The 21,707-nt window shown below is 59.5% G+C and carries 23 protein-coding genes; 13 read left to right on the forward strand and 10 right to left on the reverse strand.

Features of this window, described 5'->3' with window-relative positions; genetic code table 11:
- Positions 1 to 16 precede the first annotated feature (16 nt).
- The 3 genes from KO492_RS10375 to KO492_RS10385 all read left to right on the forward strand — a co-directional run bounded on the left by KO492_RS10375 (position 17) and on the right by KO492_RS10385 (position 3,767).
- Positions 17 to 1,567 (forward strand): DUF2125 domain-containing protein, encoded by a 1,551-nt coding sequence (locus tag KO492_RS10375; protein ID WP_216044880.1) that lies wholly within the window; start codon positions 17 to 19, stop codon positions 1,565 to 1,567.
- Positions 1,568 to 1,654: 87 nt separating this feature from the next.
- On the forward strand, positions 1,655 to 3,001 hold the full coding sequence (locus KO492_RS10380) for a TldD/PmbA family protein (protein WP_216044881.1): 1,347 nt from the start codon (positions 1,655 to 1,657) through the stop codon (positions 2,999 to 3,001).
- Positions 2,988 to 3,767 (forward strand): 3'(2'),5'-bisphosphate nucleotidase CysQ, encoded by a 780-nt coding sequence (locus KO492_RS10385; RefSeq protein WP_216044882.1) that lies wholly within the window; start codon positions 2,988 to 2,990, stop codon positions 3,765 to 3,767. Before KO492_RS10380 ends, KO492_RS10385 begins: the two co-directional genes overlap by 14 nt.
- Before the next feature lie 21 nt (positions 3,768 to 3,788).
- Here KO492_RS10385 and KO492_RS10390 read toward each other — a convergent pair whose 3' ends face one another.
- On the reverse strand, positions 3,789 to 5,009 hold the full coding sequence (locus tag KO492_RS10390; RefSeq protein WP_216044883.1) for a glycosyl transferase: 1,221 nt from the start codon (positions 5,007 to 5,009) through the stop codon (positions 3,789 to 3,791).
- A 3-nt stretch (positions 5,010 to 5,012) separates the two neighbouring features.
- A complete protein-coding gene (locus KO492_RS10395) occupies positions 5,013 to 5,825 on the reverse strand; it encodes an HAD-IIB family hydrolase (protein ID WP_216044884.1) in 813 nt (270 codons plus the stop codon).
- Between the two features lie 159 nt (positions 5,826 to 5,984).
- Between KO492_RS10395 and KO492_RS10400 the strand changes: the two genes are divergently transcribed.
- From KO492_RS10400 to lpxK, 3 genes are read left to right on the forward strand one after another with little or no spacing between them, the layout of a single operon-like run.
- Positions 5,985 to 6,230, forward strand: a complete 246-nt coding sequence (locus KO492_RS10400; RefSeq protein ID WP_066604203.1) for a DUF4170 domain-containing protein — start codon at positions 5,985 to 5,987, stop codon at positions 6,228 to 6,230.
- Between the two features lie 12 nt (positions 6,231 to 6,242).
- Entirely contained in the window at positions 6,243 to 7,532 is a 1,290-nt protein-coding gene (locus tag KO492_RS10405) for a 3-deoxy-D-manno-octulosonic acid transferase (protein ID WP_216044885.1), read from the forward strand.
- On the forward strand, positions 7,529 to 8,521 hold the full coding sequence (lpxK, locus tag KO492_RS10410) for a tetraacyldisaccharide 4'-kinase (RefSeq protein ID WP_216044886.1): 993 nt from the start codon (positions 7,529 to 7,531) through the stop codon (positions 8,519 to 8,521). The genes KO492_RS10405 and lpxK overlap by 4 nt, the downstream gene beginning before the upstream one ends.
- 3 nt (positions 8,522 to 8,524) lie before the next feature.
- On the opposite strand, the gene KO492_RS10415 is transcribed toward lpxK, so the two are convergent.
- Positions 8,525 to 9,187 (reverse strand): DsbA family protein, encoded by a 663-nt coding sequence (locus tag KO492_RS10415; protein WP_066604194.1) that lies wholly within the window; start codon positions 9,185 to 9,187, stop codon positions 8,525 to 8,527.
- Positions 9,187 to 9,714, reverse strand: coding sequence for a DUF721 domain-containing protein (locus tag KO492_RS10420; RefSeq protein WP_066604192.1), 528 nt, complete (start codon positions 9,712 to 9,714; stop codon positions 9,187 to 9,189). Before KO492_RS10420 ends, KO492_RS10415 begins: the two co-directional genes overlap by 1 nt.
- 102 nt (positions 9,715 to 9,816) lie before the next feature.
- Between KO492_RS10420 and mutY the strand changes: the two genes are divergently transcribed.
- A complete protein-coding gene (gene mutY, locus KO492_RS10425; RefSeq protein ID WP_216044887.1) occupies positions 9,817 to 10,866 on the forward strand; it encodes an A/G-specific adenine glycosylase in 1,050 nt (349 codons plus the stop codon).
- Between the two features lie 36 nt (positions 10,867 to 10,902).
- Positions 10,903 to 12,042 (forward strand): alkane 1-monooxygenase, encoded by a 1,140-nt coding sequence (locus KO492_RS10430; protein ID WP_111481356.1) that lies wholly within the window; start codon positions 10,903 to 10,905, stop codon positions 12,040 to 12,042.
- A gap of 172 nt (positions 12,043 to 12,214) precedes the next feature.
- On the opposite strand, the gene KO492_RS10435 is transcribed toward KO492_RS10430, so the two are convergent.
- From KO492_RS10435 to KO492_RS10445, 3 genes are all read right to left on the reverse strand, one after another.
- Complete coding sequence (locus tag KO492_RS10435; protein WP_216044928.1) at positions 12,215 to 13,315, reverse strand: site-specific DNA-methyltransferase; 1,101 nt, start codon at positions 13,313 to 13,315, stop codon at positions 12,215 to 12,217.
- Positions 13,316 to 13,430: 115 nt separating this feature from the next.
- On the reverse strand, positions 13,431 to 14,069 hold the full coding sequence (locus KO492_RS10440) for a ribonuclease HII (protein ID WP_066604695.1): 639 nt from the start codon (positions 14,067 to 14,069) through the stop codon (positions 13,431 to 13,433).
- Positions 14,070 to 14,198: 129 nt separating this feature from the next.
- Positions 14,199 to 14,636 carry a hypothetical protein gene (locus KO492_RS10445; RefSeq protein ID WP_216044888.1) on the reverse strand — a complete coding sequence of 146 codons (438 nt, stop codon included), beginning with the start codon at positions 14,634 to 14,636 and terminating at the stop codon, positions 14,199 to 14,201.
- 171 nt (positions 14,637 to 14,807) lie between these two features.
- Between KO492_RS10445 and KO492_RS10450 the strand changes: the two genes are divergently transcribed.
- From KO492_RS10450 to KO492_RS10470, 5 genes are all read left to right on the forward strand, one after another.
- Entirely contained in the window at positions 14,808 to 15,095 is a 288-nt protein-coding gene (locus KO492_RS10450; RefSeq protein WP_066604183.1) for a hypothetical protein, read from the forward strand.
- Positions 15,067 to 15,765 (forward strand): winged helix-turn-helix domain-containing protein, encoded by a 699-nt coding sequence (locus KO492_RS10455; protein WP_216044889.1) that lies wholly within the window; start codon positions 15,067 to 15,069, stop codon positions 15,763 to 15,765. Before KO492_RS10450 ends, KO492_RS10455 begins: the two co-directional genes overlap by 29 nt.
- A 131-nt stretch (positions 15,766 to 15,896) precedes the next feature.
- Positions 15,897 to 16,802 (forward strand): oxygen-dependent tRNA uridine(34) hydroxylase TrhO, encoded by a 906-nt coding sequence (gene trhO / locus KO492_RS10460; RefSeq protein WP_216044890.1) that lies wholly within the window; start codon positions 15,897 to 15,899, stop codon positions 16,800 to 16,802.
- An 89-nt stretch (positions 16,803 to 16,891) separates the two neighbouring features.
- A complete protein-coding gene (locus KO492_RS10465; RefSeq protein ID WP_216044891.1) occupies positions 16,892 to 17,635 on the forward strand; it encodes a glycosyltransferase family 2 protein in 744 nt (247 codons plus the stop codon).
- Positions 17,632 to 18,438 (forward strand): glycosyltransferase family 2 protein, encoded by an 807-nt coding sequence (locus KO492_RS10470; RefSeq protein WP_216044892.1) that lies wholly within the window; start codon positions 17,632 to 17,634, stop codon positions 18,436 to 18,438. Before KO492_RS10465 ends, KO492_RS10470 begins: the two co-directional genes overlap by 4 nt.
- Here the strand turns inward: KO492_RS10470 and KO492_RS10475 are convergent.
- The 3 genes from KO492_RS10475 to KO492_RS10485 all read right to left on the reverse strand — a co-directional run bounded on the left by KO492_RS10475 (position 18,342) and on the right by KO492_RS10485 (position 21,650).
- On the reverse strand, positions 18,342 to 19,511 hold the full coding sequence (locus tag KO492_RS10475; RefSeq protein ID WP_216044893.1) for an AGE family epimerase/isomerase: 1,170 nt from the start codon (positions 19,509 to 19,511) through the stop codon (positions 18,342 to 18,344). The genes KO492_RS10470 and KO492_RS10475 overlap by 97 nt on opposite strands.
- A 109-nt stretch (positions 19,512 to 19,620) precedes the next feature.
- Entirely contained in the window at positions 19,621 to 20,439 is an 819-nt protein-coding gene (locus KO492_RS10480; protein WP_216044894.1) for a hypothetical protein, read from the reverse strand.
- Positions 20,436 to 21,650, reverse strand: a complete 1,215-nt coding sequence (locus KO492_RS10485) for an acylneuraminate cytidylyltransferase (RefSeq protein WP_303578326.1) — start codon at positions 21,648 to 21,650, stop codon at positions 20,436 to 20,438. Before KO492_RS10485 ends, KO492_RS10480 begins: the two co-directional genes overlap by 4 nt.
- Positions 21,651 to 21,707 lie beyond the last annotated feature (57 nt).

The raw sequence follows: 21,707 nt of genomic DNA on the forward strand, positions 1-21,707 counted from the left end.
TTCAAGGAGATTAATCATGCGTTCCCTGTTATCCGCAACGGCGCTCACCGCGCTCTGTTTCTCGGCCACCCCGATGTTTGCCGATGTGACCCCTGAAGACGTCTGGAGGGCCTATAAGGAGATGATGGTCCAATCAGGCACAACACCGACTGCCGAAGTCGAGCGCGACGGCGACACTCTGGTGGTGCGCGACATGGTCTATGGCATGACAATAGACTTTGCCGGCGCTTCATTTTCCGACACAACAACAGTACCTGAAATCCGCTTTCAGGAGCGGCCCGACGGCACCGTCGCTATGTGGTTCCCCGCCCCGCTCACTTCAGTTTTTGTCGAGCCGGTCGCGGAGGGGTTAGACTACTCCCTAGAAGGCAATGTTATTACAACGCGTTCGACCACCCATCTTAACGGAACCTCCATTGTCTCCGGCACGCCCGACAACATGCTATTCACCCTCGCGGATAATAGCGTTGAACTAATCGACGCACCGGTAATACTAAACGATGAAATGGTGCACTCAGGATTTACAGCCAAGCTTTCCGGTATTGCAGGCACCTACAGCATTGTACGCAGCTATGACCCGATAAAGGCGCATATAGATATAACCATCGCTGCCATGAGCTATGAAGCCGAGGAAAGCACTCCTGAAAGCGGCGATCTGGTTGAAATGGGTTTTACAACCAGTGACATGACCATCAAAGGCCAAGTCACGATGCTTCAGGGCAACGAAAAGGACATCATGCATACGCTCGTAGGCATGAGTGATGTAGATGTGAACCTCGGTTTTGCCGACAGTTCCACCTTTGTCGCCGTGACGAGCGACGAGCCGAATTCCGGCATGGACATAAAGGCAACCTCCGGTCAATCGACCCTTGGGCTGACGCTCAAAGGCGGTGCCATCGGCTATGATGCCACGGCGGGGGATGTGAACATCACCGTGGGCGGCCCGCAGATTCCGGGCGGTCAGGTCGAGGTCGCGATGAAGGAATACAGCACCGCGCTGCTCTTCCCCCTCGCCGCGTCTGACGCGCCGCAACCCTTTGAGGCCAAGATCGGCCTTGAAGAGGTGGTGCTGCCCGAAATCGCATGGATGATTGCCGATCCGTCCGGCCAGTTGCCCCATGATCCGGCGAGCCTGCGCCTTGCGTTTGAAGGCACGCTGGAAAATGGCGTGAACCTCTTTGATGCGGAGGCCATTGCGGCCCTTGAAGCGAGTGGCGACAAAATGCCCTTCACGCTGCAAACCCTCGAACTGCCGGAGATTTTCCTCAGCCTCGCAGGGGCCTCAATCGCTGGCGAAGGCACGGGCAAGTTTCTCGACAAAGAGCCCGCCGTCGCCGGTGGCATGCCGCCTTTTGCCGGAAACCTCTCGCTCAAACTTGTGGGCGTGGCGGATCTGATCGGCAACCTGACGGCCACGGGCATCCTGCCCGCAGAACAGGCGATGTCGGCACAGATGATGCTGGGGCTGTTTGCCCGTCCGGGGGATGTGGCCGGTGAACTGGTCTCTGAAATCGAGATGACCGAAGACGGCCAGATCATCGCCAACGGGCAGCCCCTGCCCTTCTGATCCCCGATCCTGTGACAACGCCCGCTTGCGCTTTTGGCGCAGGCGGTGCATCTGATACAAAGACGCGACGAAGAACGGAGAGACGCCATGGCCCGGAACCTCAAAGACCTGACCGAGGCGCTTCTTGATGCGGCACAAAAGGCCGGAGCGGAAGCGGCGGATGCGATGGCGGTGGAGGGCACATCCCTGTCGATCAATGTCCGGCAAGGCGCTCTGGAACAGGCCGAACGCTCCGAAGGCGTGGACATCGGGCTGCGGGTGCTGATCGGCAGGCGGCAGGCTTGCGTATCAGCCTCCGACACACGCCCCGAAACCCTGACCACAATGGCCGAACGCGCCGTGACGATGGCGCGGCTTGCGCCGGAAGACCCGACAGCGGGGCTGGCCGATCCGTCCCAGATCACCACAGACACGGACGCCAGCGCGCTCGAACTCTGTGATCCGTCCGACGAACCTTCCCCCGAAATGCTCAAAGAAGATGCGCTGCGTGCCGAAGCGGCGGCGGCGGCATTCGAGGGCGTCTCCCAAGTTGACAGCGCGGCTGCGGCCTACGGACGGCGGCAGGTTTACATGTCGGCAACAAACGGGTTCAGCGGCGGCTACGCACGCTCGGACCGTATGATTTCCACAGTGGCCATTGCGGGCGAAGGCGCGGGAATGGAGCGCGATTATTGCGGCGAGAGCCGGATTTTCGGCGCCGACCTGCCCAGCCCCGAAGAGATTGGCCGCACAGCCGCCGAACGCACAGTGGAGCGGCTTGGCGCACGCAAACCCAAAACCGGTGCCTATCCGATGCTGTTTGACGAACGGATTTCGTCGTCGCTGATCGGGCATCTGCTTTCTGCCATCAACGGTCAGGCCATCGCCCGTGGCGCAAGCTGGCTGCGCGATGCGATGGGGGAGCAAGTCCTGCCCTCTACCCTGTCCCTGATCGAAGACCCGCACCGCCCGCGGGCCTCTGCCTCGCGGTTGTTCGACGCCGAAGGACTGGCCACGCGCAAACATGCGCTGGTCGAGAACGGGCAACTCGCCTCATGGGTGCTGGACCTTGCCACCGCACGCAAACTGGGCCTTGAGAGCACCGCCAATGCGGCGCGCGGCGTGTCGTCTCCGCCCTCGCCTTCTTCCGGCAATGTGAGCCTGACCCAAGGCGACAAGAGCCGCGACGAGTTGATCCGCGAGATGGGCACAGGGCTGTTGATCACCTCCATGATCGGGGCCTCCATCAATCCGACCACGGGGGATTATTCCCGTGGCGCAAGCGGGTTCTGGGTCGAGAATGGCGAGATTGCCTATCCTGTGAACGAATGCACTATCGCCGGAAACCTGCGCGAGATGCTGCAAACGCTGGTGCCCGCCAATGACGCGCGGCTGCATTTGAGCCGTGTCGTGCCGTCGCTTCTGGTGGAAGGGATGACACTTGCCGGCGACTGACGATCTCGAACTGCTGATTGAGGCCGCGCGCAACGCCGGAGAGATCGCCCGCCCCTATTGGAAGGCCGATCCCGAAGTCTGGGACAAGGGCGGCGGGCAAGGTCCTGTGACCGAGGCCGATCTGGCCGTGGACCGGATGTTGCACGAATATCTCCTGTCGGAACGCCCCGAATATGGCTGGCTGTCCGAGGAAACCGTGGACACCACGTCCGAACGGCTGGGCAAGGAGCGTGTCTTTATCGTCGATCCGATCGACGGCACCCGCAGCTTTATCCACGGGGATCACAACTGGGCGCATTCTCTGGCCATTGCCGAAGAGGGCGAGGTGATTGCCGCCGTGGTCTATCTGCCGCTGCGCGACCGCCTGTTCACCGCCGTCAAAGGTGGCGGCGCGGAGTTGAATGGCGAGCCTCTTCAGACAGGACAGCGATGCGACCTTGATGGTGCCTCCGTTCTGGCTCCGCGTCAGCATCTTGCGGATGAGCATTGGAAGGGCGGATCACCGAAATTCATTCACAAATACCGCCCCTCTCTGGCCTATCGCCTCACCCTTGTGGCGCAGGGGCGATATGATGCGATGTTCTCGTTTCGCGGCACATGGGAATGGGACGTGGCGGCGGGGACATTGATCCTCACGGAGGCCGGAGGGCAGGTCACCGACAGGCACGGCATCCGCCCCCGTTTCAACCAGCCGCACCCGCAGCTTGACGGGTTGGTGGCGGGATGCCCTGCACTGGCCAATGGCATCCTCGCACGGCTCAAGTGAGCCTGACCGGTTTAGCCGCGCCTAGCGATACTCGGCCATATCCTCTTCCACAGCGCGGGTCATGGCGGAGATAATGTCGGGGTCCGCCGAATGCACCCGCGACCAGTTGGGAATGAAGGGGGTTTCCATCGGATTGTCGAGGAACACGCTGCCCGCGAGGATGATGTTATTGGCAAAAAGTTCGACGGCTTTTTCCTCGGCATGGCGGTCCACATAAAGCCCGTTCATGCGCGCATCGTTGAAATAGGTCTCAATGAGGTCCAGCGCGCCGCGATAGTAGGTCGCCTTGATGGAGCGGAAAATCTCTTCGGAAAACACCGTGCCATCGGCGGCCAGCTTGCGGTAGAGCGCCTTGCAAATATCGACGGACATCCGCGACAGGCCGGTTTTGGCATCTTCCTCGCTCAAGTCCTGATGTTTGTGATCGTAGCGGTCGGAGATTTCGACCTGACAGACCGCACGCGGGCTGAGATTGCGCCACGCTTCGGACAACAGCCCGATTTCCAGCCCCCAATCCGAGGGGATACGCATGTCCGGCAGGATCGAGGTGCGCATGGCGAATTCACCGGCCAGCGGATAGCGGAAGTCGGCCAGAAAATCGAGGTAGTCCCGAGGCCCCAAGACCTTGGCCAGCGCCTGAATCATCGGAGACACCAGAAGCCGCGTCACGCGTCCGTTGAGCTTGCCATCCGCGACACGGGGGTAAAACCCTTTGGACATCTGATAGGGAAACGTCGGGTTGGCGACCGGATAGACCAGACGCGCCAGCATTTCGGCGGAATAGGTCACAACATCGCAATCATGCACGGCCACCACGGCGCTGTCGGCGCGCGAGATGGTGTAGCCCATGCAGAACCAGACATTGCGCCCCTTGCCCGGCTCGGAGGGGGACAGGTCCATCGCCTTGAGCCGCGCGTCCACTGCCGTAAGCCGCGGACCATCGTTCCACAGCACCACATGATCGGCCTTGAGGCGCGAAAAGAACTGAAGCGCGTAGCGGTATTGTTCTTCGGTGGCGCGGTCGAGACCGACGACGATGCGGTGGATGAAATCCACCTTGTTCAACTCGTCGATGATATTGGGAAGCGCCTCGCCCTCCAGCTCGGAAAACAGCGATGGCAGGATCAGCGTGATCTTGCGGCTGGTCGCGAAGGCGTTGAGTTCTCGTTTCAGGTCCTCTTCGGAATTGATGCGAAGGTTATGCAGCGTCGCGACATGTCCGCCCTGATGAAAATCCGCCATTTCTTAGCCTTTCTCGGTTCTTTGAACGTCCTGTGCGATGCGCTCAAGCACCGCTATGTTCCAGCCTTCCGGCCCCGGCGCGTGCGTCCGCGTGATCCGGCCTGCCGCTTCTCCGGGCAAGACCGGAAGACCCGGCCCGTGTGTGTTTCTCACGATGACACCATGATCCGCCGCGCAGATCATTTCCACATCATTCGGCGCATCGCCTAGGGCCATTGTCTGCGGGCGCGGATGATATTGCGCTATGATCTCGGTCATACGGTCGGCTTTTGTTGCCCCGAAAGACAGGGTCAGATAGCGCCCGCCCTGACGCGCCGTGATGCCCTTTTCCTGCAAAGCGGCTTCGAATCGCGCCAGCGCCTCCTCGGTGCCATGCCAGAGCCCCGGCTCGGAGAATTGCCTTTGCGCCGCCAGAGCCGCCTGCGCCAAGGGAAGTCCGGTGTTCTCGGCCACCTCCGCAACACTCCAGTCGGAAAACCCCGTGAACGGTGCACGCAGATCGGTGGGCAGATCCGCCAGCGCCGCCAGAATCGCCTCATGATCTGTCCGCTCCGCCAAGGCCTCCGCCCCCGGTGCCAGAATCCCCGCGCCGTTCTCAACAATCGCAGGCGCATGATCGAAACCCAGATCATGACGCAACGCGGCAATCTCAGCGGCGGTTTTGGAACTGGCCAGAATCAGAGGCAGGCCAAGGCGTTTCATCTCTGCCAGAGCGGGCTTGGCTGCCGCCCATGAATAGCTGTCATGATCCAGCAAAGTCCCGTCGAGATCGGAAAACACGATCAGGCGTGGCGCGGTCTTGGGGTCCGTTGTCATAGGGTCATGATGCCGCTCGCGCCCGCCAAGGAAAACAGGCGATCGCAAAAAAGATGAAAAACTGCAATATATCGCCTAAGATTTAAGCACGAGACGGAGGCTGCTTGACCCCTCCGCCGATTGGACTAGGGTGCGCCCATAACATCCCGGAGAGTTATCATGGCACAAAGACTGCACCTCGTGTTCGGCGGCGAACTGGTCGATCCCTCCAAAACCGTGTTCCGCAATGTCGATGACATTCATATCGTTGGCATTTTCCCCGATTATGAATCCGCACATAACGCGTGGAAAGCACAGGCCCAGCGCACTGTGGACAATGCCCATATGCGCTATTTCATCGCCCATCTGCACCGTCTGCGCGATGAAGAGCAAAACGCATCGCCCACCGAAGAACTCGGAGCGTGAGGACTGGGCCAGATGGCCAAGCCCTTCCCCTATCTGCTTTATTCGGCGCTGAGCCGGAAATCGGAGCGGCACCACGTCGACCAGCTTGACCGGCTGGTGGCGTCTGGTGCCGTGACGCAAGCCGCCTATGACCAAAGGCTTGTCCGGAACCAGCCGAAAAGACCGAAGGGCGAGTTGCTCTGGCTCCATGCCGCCACACCCTATGCGCTGCGTCCGGCGATGGAACTGTTTCACCGGATCAGCGAGGACCGCCCCGACCTGTCCGGTCTCATCACCATAGCCCCCGACATGACACCGCCCGCCGGAGCGGAGGACGAGAACCTGTATTTCTCGCGGCTTCCGGAAGATGACTCCACGACCATCCGGCGGTTTCTGGCCCGCTGGACGCCCGATAGCCTTGTCTGGGTCGGCGGCCGGTTCCGGCCCAATCTGTTGCGCATCACACGGGACTGCACCATTCCCGCCATTGCCATAGATGCCCCCAACAGCGCGGCCAGCCTCGACATACCGCTTTCCATTCCGGGTCTGCGCAAACATGTTCTGGGCTGTTTCGACCATGTGTTCGCCGCCACAACGGAGGCCACCCTCCCGTGGCGACGCGCAGGTATTCCCGACGCAAAAATCGACGCCTTGGGACATCTCGAAGAAGGCGGTCGCGCCCCCAGTCTCGACGAGGAGACGCTCGCCCGCCGCATGGCCGAGATCGGCACGCGTCCGAGCTGGTTTGCCGCACAGCTTGAAAGATCGGAAGTCGGGGAAATCATTCGCGCCCACAAACGGGCCTTGCGACGGGCGCACCGGCTTTTGCTAACCGTATCCCTGTCCAATCACGCAGTGACAGACAGCGTTCTGACCCAACTCCAAAACGCCGGAATGATCGCCGTTGCCCTCGACCAAAGCACTCCTATTCCGGAATCGGCACAGGTTGTCATCGTCCCGCAAGCAGACGGCAACGGGCTATGGCACCGGATTTCTCCGATCAGCTTTATGGGCCGGTCTTTCGGCCCCTTCGGTGGGATTGATCCCTATCCGGCCACGGCGATGGGCTCGGCTATTTTACACGGGAAAAATGTGTCGGACTACACCACGGCCTATGCACGACTGGCCGCAGCCAAGGCCGCGCGGTCCGTGCATGATGGCTACGAGTTGGGCGAGGAAGTTGGCCGCCTGATGTCACCGGATCAGGCCGCCTTGATGGCTGGTGCGGCGTGGGAAGTGGCCTCCACCGGCACCGAAGTCACGGATCGTGTGGCCAATCTGGTGCAGGATTTTCTCGACCTACGCGAAAGGACGGAGGCATGAAGCAACCGCTGTTCTGGTCCAATCCTGCCGAAGCCCCCGGCTGGCAGGCGCGGGCTTTGTCGCCACTCTCTGCGCTTTATGCCAAGGCCACAGCCCATCGCCTGAAGCGTCAGGGCTACCGCGCCTCGGTGCCCGTGATCTGCGTCGGCAATATCAACGCGGGCGGCACGGGCAAGACTCCGACCACCATCGCCCTTGTTCAGAAGCTGATCGCTGGCGGACATACCCCGCATGTTGTCTCGCGCGGCTACGGCGGAACGCTCGAAGGGCCGGTGCGCGTGAACGAGCGCCAGCACAGCGCGGATGAAACGGGCGATGAGCCTTTGCTGCTCGCAGCTTTCACACCGGTCTGGGTCGCAAAGGATCGTGCCGCAGGCGTGCGGGCAGCCGAAGCGGCGGGGGCGGATGTCATTGTGCTCGATGACGGGATGCAGAACCCTGCGGTCGAAAAAGATCTCACCCTCATCATCGTCGATGCCCATCGCGGATTCGGCAACGGGCGCGTCCTGCCCGGTGGCCCTCTGCGCGAACCGGTCGCGGTCGGCATGGCGCGCGGGGATGTCCTGATTTCTATCGGAGATGATGCGGCTCAGGACAGGTTTTCCGCAAGTTGGTCAGACAGCGTGACAATTCCGCGTGTCCGCGCCGTGCTGGAACCGCTGCCGACCGGATTGGACTGGGACGGGCTGAAGGTCATGGCCTTTGCCGGAATCGGGCATCCCGAGAAGTTCTTTCAAACCCTGCGGGAGCTGGGCGCGGACCTTCTGCGCTCGGAGGCGCTCAAGGATCACCAGCCCCTGTCTGTCCCACTGATGAAACGCCTCGAAATCGAGGCTATGGCGCTTGGGGCGCAGATGGTCACAACGGAAAAAGACGCGGTGCGTTTGCCCCGCGCCTTTCGCATGAAAGTGGTCACTTTGCCTGTGCGCCTGAACGTGCCGGACTGGACGCCCGTTGACACACATCTGGGCCGTTTGGGACTAAACTAGCCCTTATTCGGCCAGTTTCGCGTCGAGAATTTCCTTGAGATCGGCATAGCTCATATTCGAGTGCTTTTCACCGTCGATCACAAGGCTCGGCGTGGCGTTGATGTCATATTCTTCGACTTCTTTGGTGAATTTCGCGTAGAGTTTCTCCGCCATATCACCATCATTCAGACATGCATCAAGGTTCTCGTCGGTCAGACCTGCACGTTTGCCGATCTTGCGCAGGTTCTCGACGATTTCCATCGTGTCCTTGCCGCCTGCGAGCCATTCGGATTGCTCTTCATAAAGCATCTTCTGAATGCCGAAGTAACGCATATCGCCGCCACAACGCGCCACCATAGAGGCCCAGAGACCGAATTTGTCAAAATAGACTTCACGGTAGACAAAGCGCACCTTGCCCGTGTCGATATAGTCTTTCTTGAGCGGCTCGAAGACAGCGCTGTGGAAGTTCGCACAATGCGGGCAGGTGTAGGAGGCATATTCGATCAACTCGATCGGCGCATCCGCATCGCCCAACACCAGATCGGGGATGTCCGAAGTGTCCACATCGGTGGCGTCTTGCGCGAAGGCGGGCGTGACCACGAAACTCGTGACAGCAGAGGGGTTCAGCAAAAGCGTGCCACCAAGCGTAGCCAAGGCGGTCGTGATCATGAATGTGCGGCGATTCATCAGTTTTCCTTTGTTTTCTGTCGGGTCAGGAACGACCCGGCAAATTTTTCAAGTGCTTGACGCAGACCATCATCCTGAACACCTTCGGCGAGGGCTTTGGCGCATGAACGGGTTTCCGGCGTCAGTTCCGGTTTGGGCTTGGGTTTGTCGGTCTCGAAAACCGCGCGCCCTTCCGCAAACCCCATCGGAGCGGTTTGCGTGATACGAATATGGCTGATCGCGTTGTGACCGTAGACGGCGTTCACGCGATCCCGAATTTTCGGCAATTCCGCCTGCAACATCGGCGCATAGGCACCGGTGGTCAGAAGCGTCAGCGTGGCACCGAACCCGCCTTTGCCATAAGACACTTTCACAGGGCGACACATGGCTGCGATCTCGGGGCCAACGCTTTCTTCCCAATGGGTCAAAAGCTTTGACTGCGAAAACCCGCGCGCCTCGGAGGCCGCCTGAATCCGCCGATTCAAAAGACTGGACGTTCTCTCGAACCCCCGCTTGCGCCTTTTTACACCGGATTGTATCTCAGCCATGATTTCCCGTCTGGTCTATCTTCATCTGCCCCCTATTCTAAAGAGACAGGCGCAACACGCCAGAAGAAAGCAGATGACAGGACCTAAAGATTGCGTGACGGAATGAAACACAGTGACATCGCAACGCCGCTTTTGAGGTGGTATGACGCACATGCGCGGGTTCTGCCGTGGCGTGTCTCGCCCGCAGGGCGCGCCGCAGGTGTGATGCCCGATCCCTATCGGGTCTGGATGTCCGAGATCATGCTGCAACAAACCACTGTGGCCGCCGTGAAATCCTATTTCGAACGGTTCACCGCGCTCTGGCCCTGTGTGATTGATCTGGCCAATGCCGAGGATGACGAGGTCATGGGGGAATGGGCGGGGCTTGGATATTATGCCCGCGCGCGCAACCTTCTGAAATGTGCGCGGGTCATTCGGGACCGCTATGACGGTCACTTCCCGCAAACCCGCGCCGAATTGCAGAGCCTGCCGGGGATCGGACCCTATACCTCCGCCGCGATTGCTTCCATTGCGTTCAACCGGCCCGAAACCGTGGTGGATGGCAATGTCGAGCGGGTCGTGTCCCGCCTGTTTCGCATCGAAACCCCGCTGCCCGCCGCCAAGCCTGAGCTCACGAAACTGGCCGAAACCCTCACGCCACAGGATCGCGCGGGTGACTACGCGCAGGCAATGATGGATTTGGGGGCCACCATTTGCACCCCGAAATCGCCGGATTGCGCCACCTGCCCCCTGGTTGACAGCTGCGCGGCTCATGCAGTCGGGGATGCGGCCCGTTTTCCGCTCAAGACACCGAAGAAACCAAAACCCACCCGCCACGGCCATGCCTATGTCGCACGCACGACACGCGGGGAATGGGTGCTGGAGAAACGTCCCGACAAGGGGCTTTTGGGCGGTATGTTAGGCTGGCCCGGCACGCATTGGGCGCAAGAACATGCCACCGAAGCCCCGTTCAACGCCGAGTGGGACGAACTTGGCGACGTGCGCCATACCTTCACGCATTTCCACCTCGTGCTGACGGTCCATGTCGCGGAAGGTGTGACAAATCCGCCCGATCACTACACATTGCGCGGAGAGAACGCATTTCGGCCCTCTGATTTGCCTACAGTGATGCGAAAGGCATTTGACCTTGCCCATGCAAAGCTGGAAATTTAATCCGAAACGCGCAGGCCTCTGCGGGAGTTTGATCCAATGAATATGGCCCAAATCAGTTTTCGAAACGCGATGCCCTTCTGGCTGTCGCTCACGGTTGTTCCCTTTATCTGGCTCGGAGCCATTGTCGGGGGATGGACGGTGATCATCGTGCCGCTTTACGCGTGGTATATGTTCGGCTTCCTCGACGGTATTCTGGGGCTCAACACCGACAATCCGGACCCGAATACAGAGGAGCGCGAGCTGTTCTGGTATCGGGCGATCACGATCATCTGGTTTCCGGTGCAGTTTGTGAACATCTTCGGCCTGATCTGGTTCGTGACCCACACAGATCACCTGTCCACACTGGAAACCATCGTGGTGTTTTTCGGGCTGGGCGTGTCCTCCGGCACCACGGGCATGGTCTATGCCCACGAGCTTTGCCACCAGCGCAACAACATGGAGCGCTGGCTGGGGGATTTGCTTTTGGCATCCGTGCTTTACTCGCATTTTCGCACCGAACATCTGTTGGTGCATCACAAACATGTCGGCACGCGGCGCGATGCGGTGACGGCGCTCTATAACGAAGGATTCCACCACTATTTCCTCCGCGTCCTGCGCGAATGTCCCCGTTCGGCATGGGAGGCGGAAAAGGCCATGCTGGCGCGTAAGGGGCTATCGCCGTGGAACCCGCGCAACCCGCATTTCCGCTACTGGACCCTGCAAATCCTGATGCTCATTCTCGCCACGCTGCTTGGCGGTGTGCCGGGGCTGTTGCTCTTTATGTGGCAGGCCATCGTTGCCATATGGCAACTGGAACTGACCAACTATGTCGAGCACTACGGCCTGACCCGCCGGCATCTGGGCAATGGCAAATACGAACACGTCAAACCGCACCATAGCTGGAATGCGGCGCATATGGCGACGAACTGGCTGCTGATCAATCTGCAACGCCATTCCGACCACCACTACAAACCCGACCGGCGCTTTCCGCTTTTGCAGAATTATGACGAATCCGAAGCGCCGCAACTGCCCTATGGCTACACGCTCATGGGGGTGGCTGCGATGATCCCGCCGGTGTGGCGGCGGATGATGAATCCGAGGGTCAAGGCATGGCGCAAACAGCATTATCCCGACCTTGCCACCTTTGAGGATTGGGAGCCTTACAAGAACGGCACCAACCCGCTTCCCCGTCTCTGATGACCACAAAAAAGCCCCGCTGATGAAACAGCGGGGCCAGGTTGGTGCCGCGTAGTCAGGTCGCAGGCACCAGGCGGTAACTTTGTATTTTGTGTAAAATCTGCTGTCGGAAAGGCGTCGGACAAGTGTCGGACATCTGTCTGGCACTTGCCCGTTCGGGCCTCATGACCCGTTATTGCATCTCCGCGCGGATTTGCTGGCGCAGCACGTCGATCGGAACGTGTTTGCCATCGCGCTTGAAGGTCCAGTAGGTCCAGCCGTTGCAAGACGGTGCGCCTTCGAGATGGGCGCCGACCTGATGGATCGAGCCTTTCACATCATTGGAGACCAATGTCCCGTCGGCGCGCACTTTGGCGGTGCTGCGACCGTTCATGGAGACCAGCTCTTCGCCCGGACGCAGCATCCCGCGCTCCACGAGCTGACCGAAAGGCACACGCGGCTCGGCACGTTTCGAGGTCGAGACACGCAGCGCGTCCTTGTCGAACTTGCGCACGGAGGCGATGCGTTTTTCGGCCACCTTGCGATATTTCTCTTCGCGTTCGATCCCGATGAACTCGCGGCCCAGCATCTTGGCAACCGCACCCGTGGTGCCCGTGCCGAAGAACGGATCGAGAATCACATCGCCCGGATTCGTCGTGCCGACGATGACACGGTGCAACAGGCTCTCCGGCTTTTGCGTCGGATGGGCCTTGTCACCGTTTTCATCCTTGAGACGCTCGCCGCCGTTGCAGATCGGCAGAACCCAATCGGAACGCATCTGGATGCCTTCGTTGAGGGCCTTCATTGCTTCGTAATTGAACGTGTATTTCGCCGCTTCGTTCTTTGACGCCCAGATCAGCGTCTCATGCGCGTTGGTCAGGCGCTTGCCACGGAAGTTCGGCATCGGATTGGACTTGCGCCACACAACATCGTTCAAAATCCAGTAACCCTGATTCTGAAGCTCCGCGCCGAGGCGGAAGACGTTGTGATAGGAGCCGATCACCCAGATCGCGCCATTCGGCTTGAGGATCCGGCGCGCGGCCTTGAGCCATTCGCGGGTGAAATTGTCATAAACCTTGAAACTGTCGAACTGGTCCCAAGCATCATCCACCGCATCCACTTTGGAATTGTCCGGACGGTGCAAATCCCCCCGCAGTTGCAGGTTATAGGGCGGATCAGCGAAAATCAGGTCGACCGACTCTTCGGGAAGAGCGTTCATCACCTCGATGCAATCGCCAGCCAATATCTCATTGATCGGGAGCGAATTCGCTCCCTTGCGGATCGTTGTCTTCATCTTCTGCCTCATAATCGCGCCCCTTATGGGACGTCGTTTTAACGCGTCATTTTTGACGTCATTTATGGCTCTAAAGATGAGTCATTGCTGATTCCCAGTCAATTTCTTTTTCGAATCAGTCACTTAACTTTTTATCTTGATACAAGATGTTGTGTATCGGTTTGAAGGAACGTCTATGGTGTGGGGTCACACCAAAATCTCGGAGTCCCTCCAGATGCAGTTTGGTACCGTAACCTGCGTTTTTCTCCCAACCATATCCCGGATACTGTTGCGCCAAATCCACCATCAGCCTGTCACGCCAGATTTTCGCAACAATCGAAGCGGCAGAAATCGACACAGAACGGGCATCGCCTTTGACAATCGCCTCGGCATCCAGCCCGAAAGCTGGCGGCACCTTGTTGCCATCGACCAGCACATAATCGGCGCCCCCCTTGAGACCCGCCACGGCACGTTCCATCGCGCGCAGGCTGGCCTGAAGGATGTTGATCTCGTCAATCTCCTCGACCGAGCAGGAGGCAATGGACACATCGGCTCTGGCGCAAATCTCGTCATAGAGCCCCTCGCGCCGCTTGGCACTCAGGGCCTTGGAATCATTGAGACCTGCGGGAATGTCGTCGGGGTCGAGCCAGACCGCCGCCGCCACCACGGGACCGGCCAAGGGGCCACGGCCCACCTCGTCCACCCCGACAATACGGGTATAACCACGCCGCGCGGCGGCCTCTTCGAAACTGTAATCAGGGACTGTTTTTACCATACCCTTGTGAAGCCCATAGCGCCCCGTTGCGCAAGAAAAAACGGGAGGGACCAGCCCTCCCGCAAGGTGACGCGACACATGGGGACACGAAATCGCGTATCTGCTCGATTTGATACTCGGACTGTCCGCTTAACGCCGGACGCTGTAGCCGAAATTGCTCAGGCACCCGACATCATAGGCGTCTTTCTTGCCCTGACGTGTGTTGACGCGGGTCTCACAGGCGCGCGGAAGCTGCGCGGTTTTGACCTTGTGGCCTTTCTGGCTCTTCAGGCAGTTTTCCATCGCCACCAGACGATGCTTGCCACCATTGCCCGCGCTCATCACACATTGGTTCGGGATTTGAACACTGTGGCGCACAGGGGCGGGCCGTTTGTTGGAATGTGAACTGGAGACGGTCACTTTCGAGTCGTTTTTGTCATCCAGCGCCTTGCCGATCACAAAGAGAGTCAAAAGCCCGCCCAGCGCCAGAGCCGCCTCTTTTTCCCCTGCACGCGCCGGAGCGGCGGAGAACCCTGCGGTGGCGACGGAGAGCGCGAGAAGCCCTGCGGTAAATCTGGTCAGTTTCATCAGTCGTCCTTTCAAATCCTGTGGCCCTGCGGTTGCGGGCAATGAGGTGATGGGACGGTGATGGCCTGTTTCGCGAAAATCGCTCAATAACAGCGGAATGTCATCGGATAACAACCGCGAAAACCGGCTTTGCTATTGAATAACATCTTTGAAACTCACAAGATCGCAGGCATGAAAAAACTCGTTCTCCCCCTTATCTTTGCGCTCGCCACCCTTCCGGGTCTGGCCGATGCGGCCTGTTACGCCAGCTACAAGGCCAAACGTGACAACCCGCTCAAACTGCATTTCGGTGTGGCTGAGGTGAGTGACAGCCAATGCACGAAAGCCGCCGCTGCAAAGGCGCTTTCCCCCCGCCTTGAAAAAGCGGGCTGGCATCTTTTGTCCATCGTCGCGATGATCCCGAAAGACAAACTGGGCGAGGTGAAGGCTGATGCTGGCGACTATTTCCTCCGATACTGACAGCCGCAAGGTGTCACGGGTGGCGATCTACGGGATTGTGGCGATTGTCGCGATCCTGCTGGTGGCGGCCGTGTTGCTGTTTTTGAACCTGCCGGATGCCAACGCCTTCAATGCGCGGGTCGAGCGGATCTTTGTCGAGAACGATTTGCGGACGCAGGCGGAGATCAAACTTCTGGAGATTCTCGCGCAATCGGGCACCTCCTTTTCCGATGTGCTCACCTCATATCGCATGGTGATCTTTGTGCTGCTGATCTTCTCCACCGCCCTGCTGATCGCGGCGCTGGTGTTCCTTGTGATGATCGTCGCGTTGAGCCGCCGGATGAGCGAGATCGAGAAACGCGGGATCGAAGTGTCGTCTCTGTTGATTTCCAGAGCGGAGAACACCGTCTACCTGAACAACATGGAATTCAAACTGACCCCAGCCGCCATCGAGACACTTTCGGTGCTCGCAGAGGCGCGGCTTGATGATGATGTGCTTTCAGGCGCGGAGATTGAAGCGGTGATTTCAGGTCGCAAGGAATCGGATTGCGACGAGGCCGCAGGGGCCACCCGCATCAAACGCCTGCGCGACACGCTGGGCAACCAGATGGTGAGCGAGCTTCTGGTGAAAAACATCGCGCGCAAGGGCTATATGCTCTCCTGCCCGCGGGACGTTATCAAGATGGTCTGAGACGCGGGTCCGGCGCAATCGGCCTGTGTGTCTCTCCCTGTGTCTCTCCCTTTGCGACACAAGGTCATTGCGACCGGCTTTCGCGTTCTCGGGGCTTGCCTGATCTCACGCACAGGCGTATCGAACACGGCATGTTTACAGTCTGCGCTCTCTATCACTTCACCCGCTTCGAAGACCCCGCCGCTTTGCGCGAGGGTCTGTTGGATCTTTGTCTGTCCGAAGGGATCACCGGATCGCTGCTTTTGGCGAAAGAGGGGATCAACGGCACGGTAGCCGGTCCGACGCCCGCCGCGATTGACCGGCTGGTGGCGCATATCCGCACGCTGCCGGGATGTGCCGATTTCGAATACAAACTTTCAACGGCGCAGGACCAACCGTTTCTGCGGATGAAAGTGCGGCTCAAGAAAGAGATCGTCACGATGGGGCAGCCGGATGTCGACCCGAAAGCACGGGTCGGACATTATTGCACCCCCGAAGAATGGAACGAGTTGATCTCCTCGGATGATGTGGCCGTGATCGACACGCGCAACGATTACGAGGTCCAGATCGGCACGTTCAAGGACGCCATCGACCCGCAGACCAAGACCTTTCGCGAATTTCCGCAATGGTGGGAAGAGAACAAGGACCGGTTCCACAACAAACGGATCGCCATGTTCTGCACCGGCGGCATCCGCTGCGAGAAATCGACGAATTACCTGTTGGGCCAAGGGATCGACGAGGTCTATCACCTCAAGGGCGGCATCCTGAAATATCTCGAAGAGGTGCCCGAGGAAAAGAGCCTTTGGGAAGGGGAATGTTTCGTCTTCGACCAGCGGGTCTCGATCGGACACGGGTTGGCCGAAGGGCCGCATGAACTGTGCCACGCCTGCCGCCGCCCGATTCTGCCCGAAGACAAACAACGCCCCGAATATGAAGAGGGCGTGTCCTGTCACCAGTGTTTCCACGAGACCGACGAGGATCGCAAAGAGCGGTTCCGCGAGCGCCAGAAACAGATCACACTGGCCCGCGCACGCGGAGAGCGGCATATCGGCGGCTGATCTGCGTATTTCGGGGACGTCTCAAGGTTTTGTTAACCAAATTCGTCTTTCATGGACCCCGAACGTCTTAGCGGTGGGGCCCGACATACATGCGACAACCTCCTTTGGTGTCCGTCATCATTCCGGCGCATAATGCTGCGGGGTTTCTGGCCCGCGCGGTGCACTCGGTGCAGGCCCAGAGCATGACCGATTGGGAAGCCCTGATCATCGACGATGCCTCGGAGGACGAAACCCGCACCCTTGCCGCACAGTTTCAGGCCCAAGACCCCCGCATCCGCGCCCTCTCCCTTGCGCAGAACCAGGGCGCGGCAGCGGCGCGCAATACGGGGATAGACGCGGCGCAGGGGCGCTACATCGCCTTTCTCGACAGTGACGACAGCTGGTTGCCGAACAAGCTGGCGCGGCAACTCGCCTTGATCAATGAAACCGGCGCGGCCCTGTGCTACGGGGCTTTCTGGCGGGATCGGGGCGCGCGCAAGCGGCTTGTCAAACCGCCAGCCCGCCTCGACAGGGCGCAGCTTTTGCGCGGCAATGCAATCGGTTGCCTGACGGCGATGTATGATCGGGCGCAACTGGGGCGGCGCTATTTTCCGGATATGGCGCTGAGACAGGATTGGGCGCTCTGGCTCGACATTCTCAAAGAGACCGGTTTTGCCGTGGGCGTGACAGATCCGGTGGCCACCTATCATGCGCGCGCGGGGTCTCTGTCGTCGAACAAATGGAAAGCCCTCGCCGCCAACTGGCGGTTTTATCGGGATGTCGAAAGGATCGGGGCACCCAAAGCCACATGGCTTTTGGGGGAAAGCAGCCTGCGGCGCGTGTTGCGAGGATGAGCCGGTCCAACGCAGACATCACCGTGGCCATTGCGACCATCGGGACCGGAATTGAGCGGCTGCGCCTGCCCGAAGCCCGTGCAGGTCTCACCTATCTGATCCTTGTGCAACAGCCCCCGTCGCAGATCGTAACGCCCGAAGTGAAACGGGCGGATGTGCGGGTGGAGACGCTGCCCTCTGTCGGTCTCTCTCGCAGTCGCAATGCGGCGATTGACCTGTGCGAGACGCCGTTTCTGCTCTTTGCCGATGATGATATGGCGTTGAACCCGAAGGGCATTTCCACGCTTGCCGCCCATTTGGAACAGGACACGGAGCTCGCCCTCGCCGCCGGTTGGCGCGATACGGCGTTTCATGCCTACCGCCGGAGCAAGCAGCGACATGCGTTAACACTGTTCAATTCCGGCCGCGTCTGTGCGCCGGAATTCATGGTGCGGGTGGACAAGGTCAAGCAGAGCAATCTGCGCTTTGACACCGGTTTCGGAGTCGGCGCACCGCTGCCGACGGGAGAGGACTATATTTTTGTCACCGACCTTTTAAAACGCGGGCTGAAAGCGCAGTCCTTTCCGATCAAAACAGGCCATCATATCGGCGACAGCACCGGCCGGAACTGGCAGGATGCGACGCTTTTGCGTGCACGCCGCGCCGTGTTGTCGCGCGTCTTCGGCCCCCGCGCGCCACTGGTCGCCTGTGCCTATGCCCTGCGCCACTACCGCAAGTTCAGCGGCCCCGACGCAGCTTTCGCCTTTTGCTGTGACAGGCTGGGACCGACGACCTCCCATGACACATCAGAAGGGCGCAGATAGGTCTCCAGCGCAACCACAATGTGATAATAGCTCGACGCCGGCATGTGATTAGACACCACCTCTCCCGTCTGCATCCGCAATGTGTCATACCACCCGCCTTTCATCGGGGGAGACAGGTAATCCGCAATGAACCGCCCCATTATATCATCTGGGGTGAATGTCTCGGGCAAGGCATAGCCTTTGCGCGACAGGACCAAGGCTGCTTTGAGCAGTTCGGTTTGCGGCCATAGGCGACGGGTGTCAGACATCGGCACGCAGGTGTCCGGCAGAAACCCGCGCTGGTCGCATGTCGCCGCCGCCCGCAAGAACATTTTCTCCAGATCAACACCGTGGCGCTGGCCGGTCACTGTTTCATAGTGATCCAGAAGATAGATCCATTCGACCCCATGCCCCGGCTCGATCTGCTGTGCATCGTCGCGATATGGCGTCCAGTCCGCCGCGAAGAATTCCAGAACATCACCCTCGGAAGTCAGGACATGCGTCCGGAACAGGGACAGACACTCCTGCGCCATCTTCAGAAAACGCGGCTCTTGCGTGATGCGGTAGATTTCGGTTGCCGCCTCGAACAGGTGCATATGCGGGTTTTGGCGGCGCGGAAGCGGGTGGTCCGCCGCCTCGTGCCATCCCTGATCCGCCTTCAAGAACGCAAGCTGCCGCTCCACCCATGCCAATTCTGCCGACATTTCCCGCCCCGCGTCAATCAGGGCCGAAACCGCCAGCAGAACAAAGGCCAGATCATATAGATCGTGTTTGACCTGAGCGATTGAAAGGTCCGGATTGAGCGTGGCGACCAGATGACCGGTCTGTGCGCACACGCCTCGCGTCAGACCGGTCTGGAACAGATCATAAGCGGCAGTCAGAAGTGTCGGGTCGCTCTTTTGCTTTGCGAGCCGCGCGAAGCAATAGGATTGGCGGAACTGGACACGGATGCGACGCTGTAGATCGGGCAGAGGGTCCCCGTGAACCGATAGCGCCTCCCACGACAGGCCGCTTTTCGGATCCAGACCAGTTCCCCGCCAAAGATCGGCGGAGGTGTTATAAAGCCAGTTTTCTGCCCACTCCTGCCAGCGCATTCTCGACCTCTTTTTCAACCGTTTTGCGAAAACCCCGAGTTGCGTCGGTCGGAACATGACGTGCAACGCATTGACCCGAAGGGCTTTCACATTGGGATGGTGCCCCAAATTAGTTACGAAATGGTTTAAGCACCCCTATGCGCACCCTGTCTGAAAGACGCATTTGCGTGCTTCGAATCCTGCGCAGGAGGCGCAAGAGGTGGATCGGATATGCCCCGCTAAACGGCACCCAGTCCGAGGGGGGCTGACGCCTGCGACGATGGGGAATGTCGCCCTGCCTCACGGGGGCCACGGGCAAAAATTCCGCCAAGCTGCCCGCGCAATTCGCGTGATGAATCTCCACATCGGGCTGTCGGGCGAGCAGCCGGATCAACTCCAGATCCAGAGTATGATTGTGCAGCCTGACATCCACCCCCCGCTCCGCAAGGTCGCGCCCCATGAGCGCGCGTTGGTGGGGGCCGGGGTGATACATATAGCGTTGCGTACTGGAATAGAGGTCAATGCCCGCGACCACAAACCTGCGCGCGCCCGCAGCGTAAGCGATCAGAAGAGCAAGCGTTCCGGTCATCGGCTTGACATCAAAGCGCGCCATCACAGCCTGCGCCTGTGCCGCGAAACCGTAATCGGCATAGAGCGGCATGTCGAAATAGGGAACCGGCAGGATTTTCCGCCCCGAACGCACAATGCGCGGATTGAAACTGCTCCACCCTCTGATGTCATACTCGTCCAGACAGGTCTTCAACGTGGACAAGGAAAACGGAGCCACGCGCGGATCACCGGCGGCCAGAAACAGGTCGACACGATTGCCCAGCCATGTCTCCGGCTCAAAATAGAAATTGTTCATCCGTATGATCCGGTCAGAGGCGAGCACCTGACCGGGGGTGACGTCTTTGATCGACGGTCCGTTTCCCGCGACGACAACTGTCATATCGAGGCTCGGGACCTGCATGCCAGAAGGCAGTCGCAAAGGCTGCGCAAGGCGCCATTGCCGCCCGGATGAGGCAAAACCCAGTCGATTTCCCGAAGCACATCAGGGTGGGAATCCGACGGCCCCGCAGATAACCCCGCCTTCCGGATCGGCCCGAGATCATTCACATCATTGCCAACGTAAAGCACATCCTCCCAGCTCAACCCCTGCTTGGACAGCCAAGTCTCCAGCGCCGCCACCTTGTCATCCACCGCGTGAAACACTTCAATTCCGAGCTTTTCGGCGCGGCGCAGGACAACCGGATTGCGTTCCTTGGAGAGGATCAGGAGCCTGTAGCGCCCGCTCGCGCGCAGCATGGACAGGCCCATGCCATCCCCGCGCGAAGTCACGACAGATTCGCGACCGGTCTCGTCCACGATCACCTTATTGTCCGTGTGAACCCCATCAAAATCCATGATCAGCGCCTTCACCGCAGCGAGGCGCTCGGCCCCGATCATCGGCTGTTTTCCTGTATTTGCGATCATGGAGCACAGGTCGAAATCAGCGAGGGTGTCGATTTCAACCGGCGGGTGATCGACGGGAAAGAGCGCGACAGTGCCGCAAAACCTCTGGCCGGTGCGCACAAAGGCCTCCGCATCAACGCAATAGATCGCGCCGCTTTCCCGAAAGCTCGGCGGCAAGTCCTGACGCCGTTTGCGCTGCGCCCGTTCATTGTGATTCAGACCGACACCGAAACCTGCCTCGTCATACCCCCACAAAAAGGAATGATCCGACAGGACGGACAGCGCACAATCGGCCCCCTTTTGCTCCATTTCAGCCAGACAACCGTCTATGTCCGCCCCCGTTGTGAAGGGTGACGTGCATTGCAGAAAGACCAAACGGTTCAACGCCGGATGCTCACGTTTCAATTCGTGATAGGCATGCAGCCAGCCGACCTCGGAACTCGCGGTATCACCGGAAAGCTCCTCCGGCCGCCAAAGAACCTCTCCGCCATAGCGACGAGCCTCCCGCGCGATCTCCTCATCGTCGGTGGAGACGATGACATGATCCACACCCTGCGCGGATTTTCCCGCCATGACAGACCGCCCGACAAGGGAAATCCCGCCCACAGGCCGCAGGTTCTTGCGCGGCACACCTTTGGAGCCGCCTCGCGCCAGAATAATACAGGCCGTTTTCACAGATGTGACAGGCGGGGTCTCAAATCGTGTCACGAGCGCCTCTTATTAAAATCTTAAATACGGAAAACCCGACCTTTTGCTCTTGCAGGA

The organism is Celeribacter halophilus (assembly GCF_018860305.1).
Taxonomy (GTDB): Bacteria; Pseudomonadota; Alphaproteobacteria; order Rhodobacterales; family Rhodobacteraceae; genus Celeribacter; species Celeribacter halophilus_A.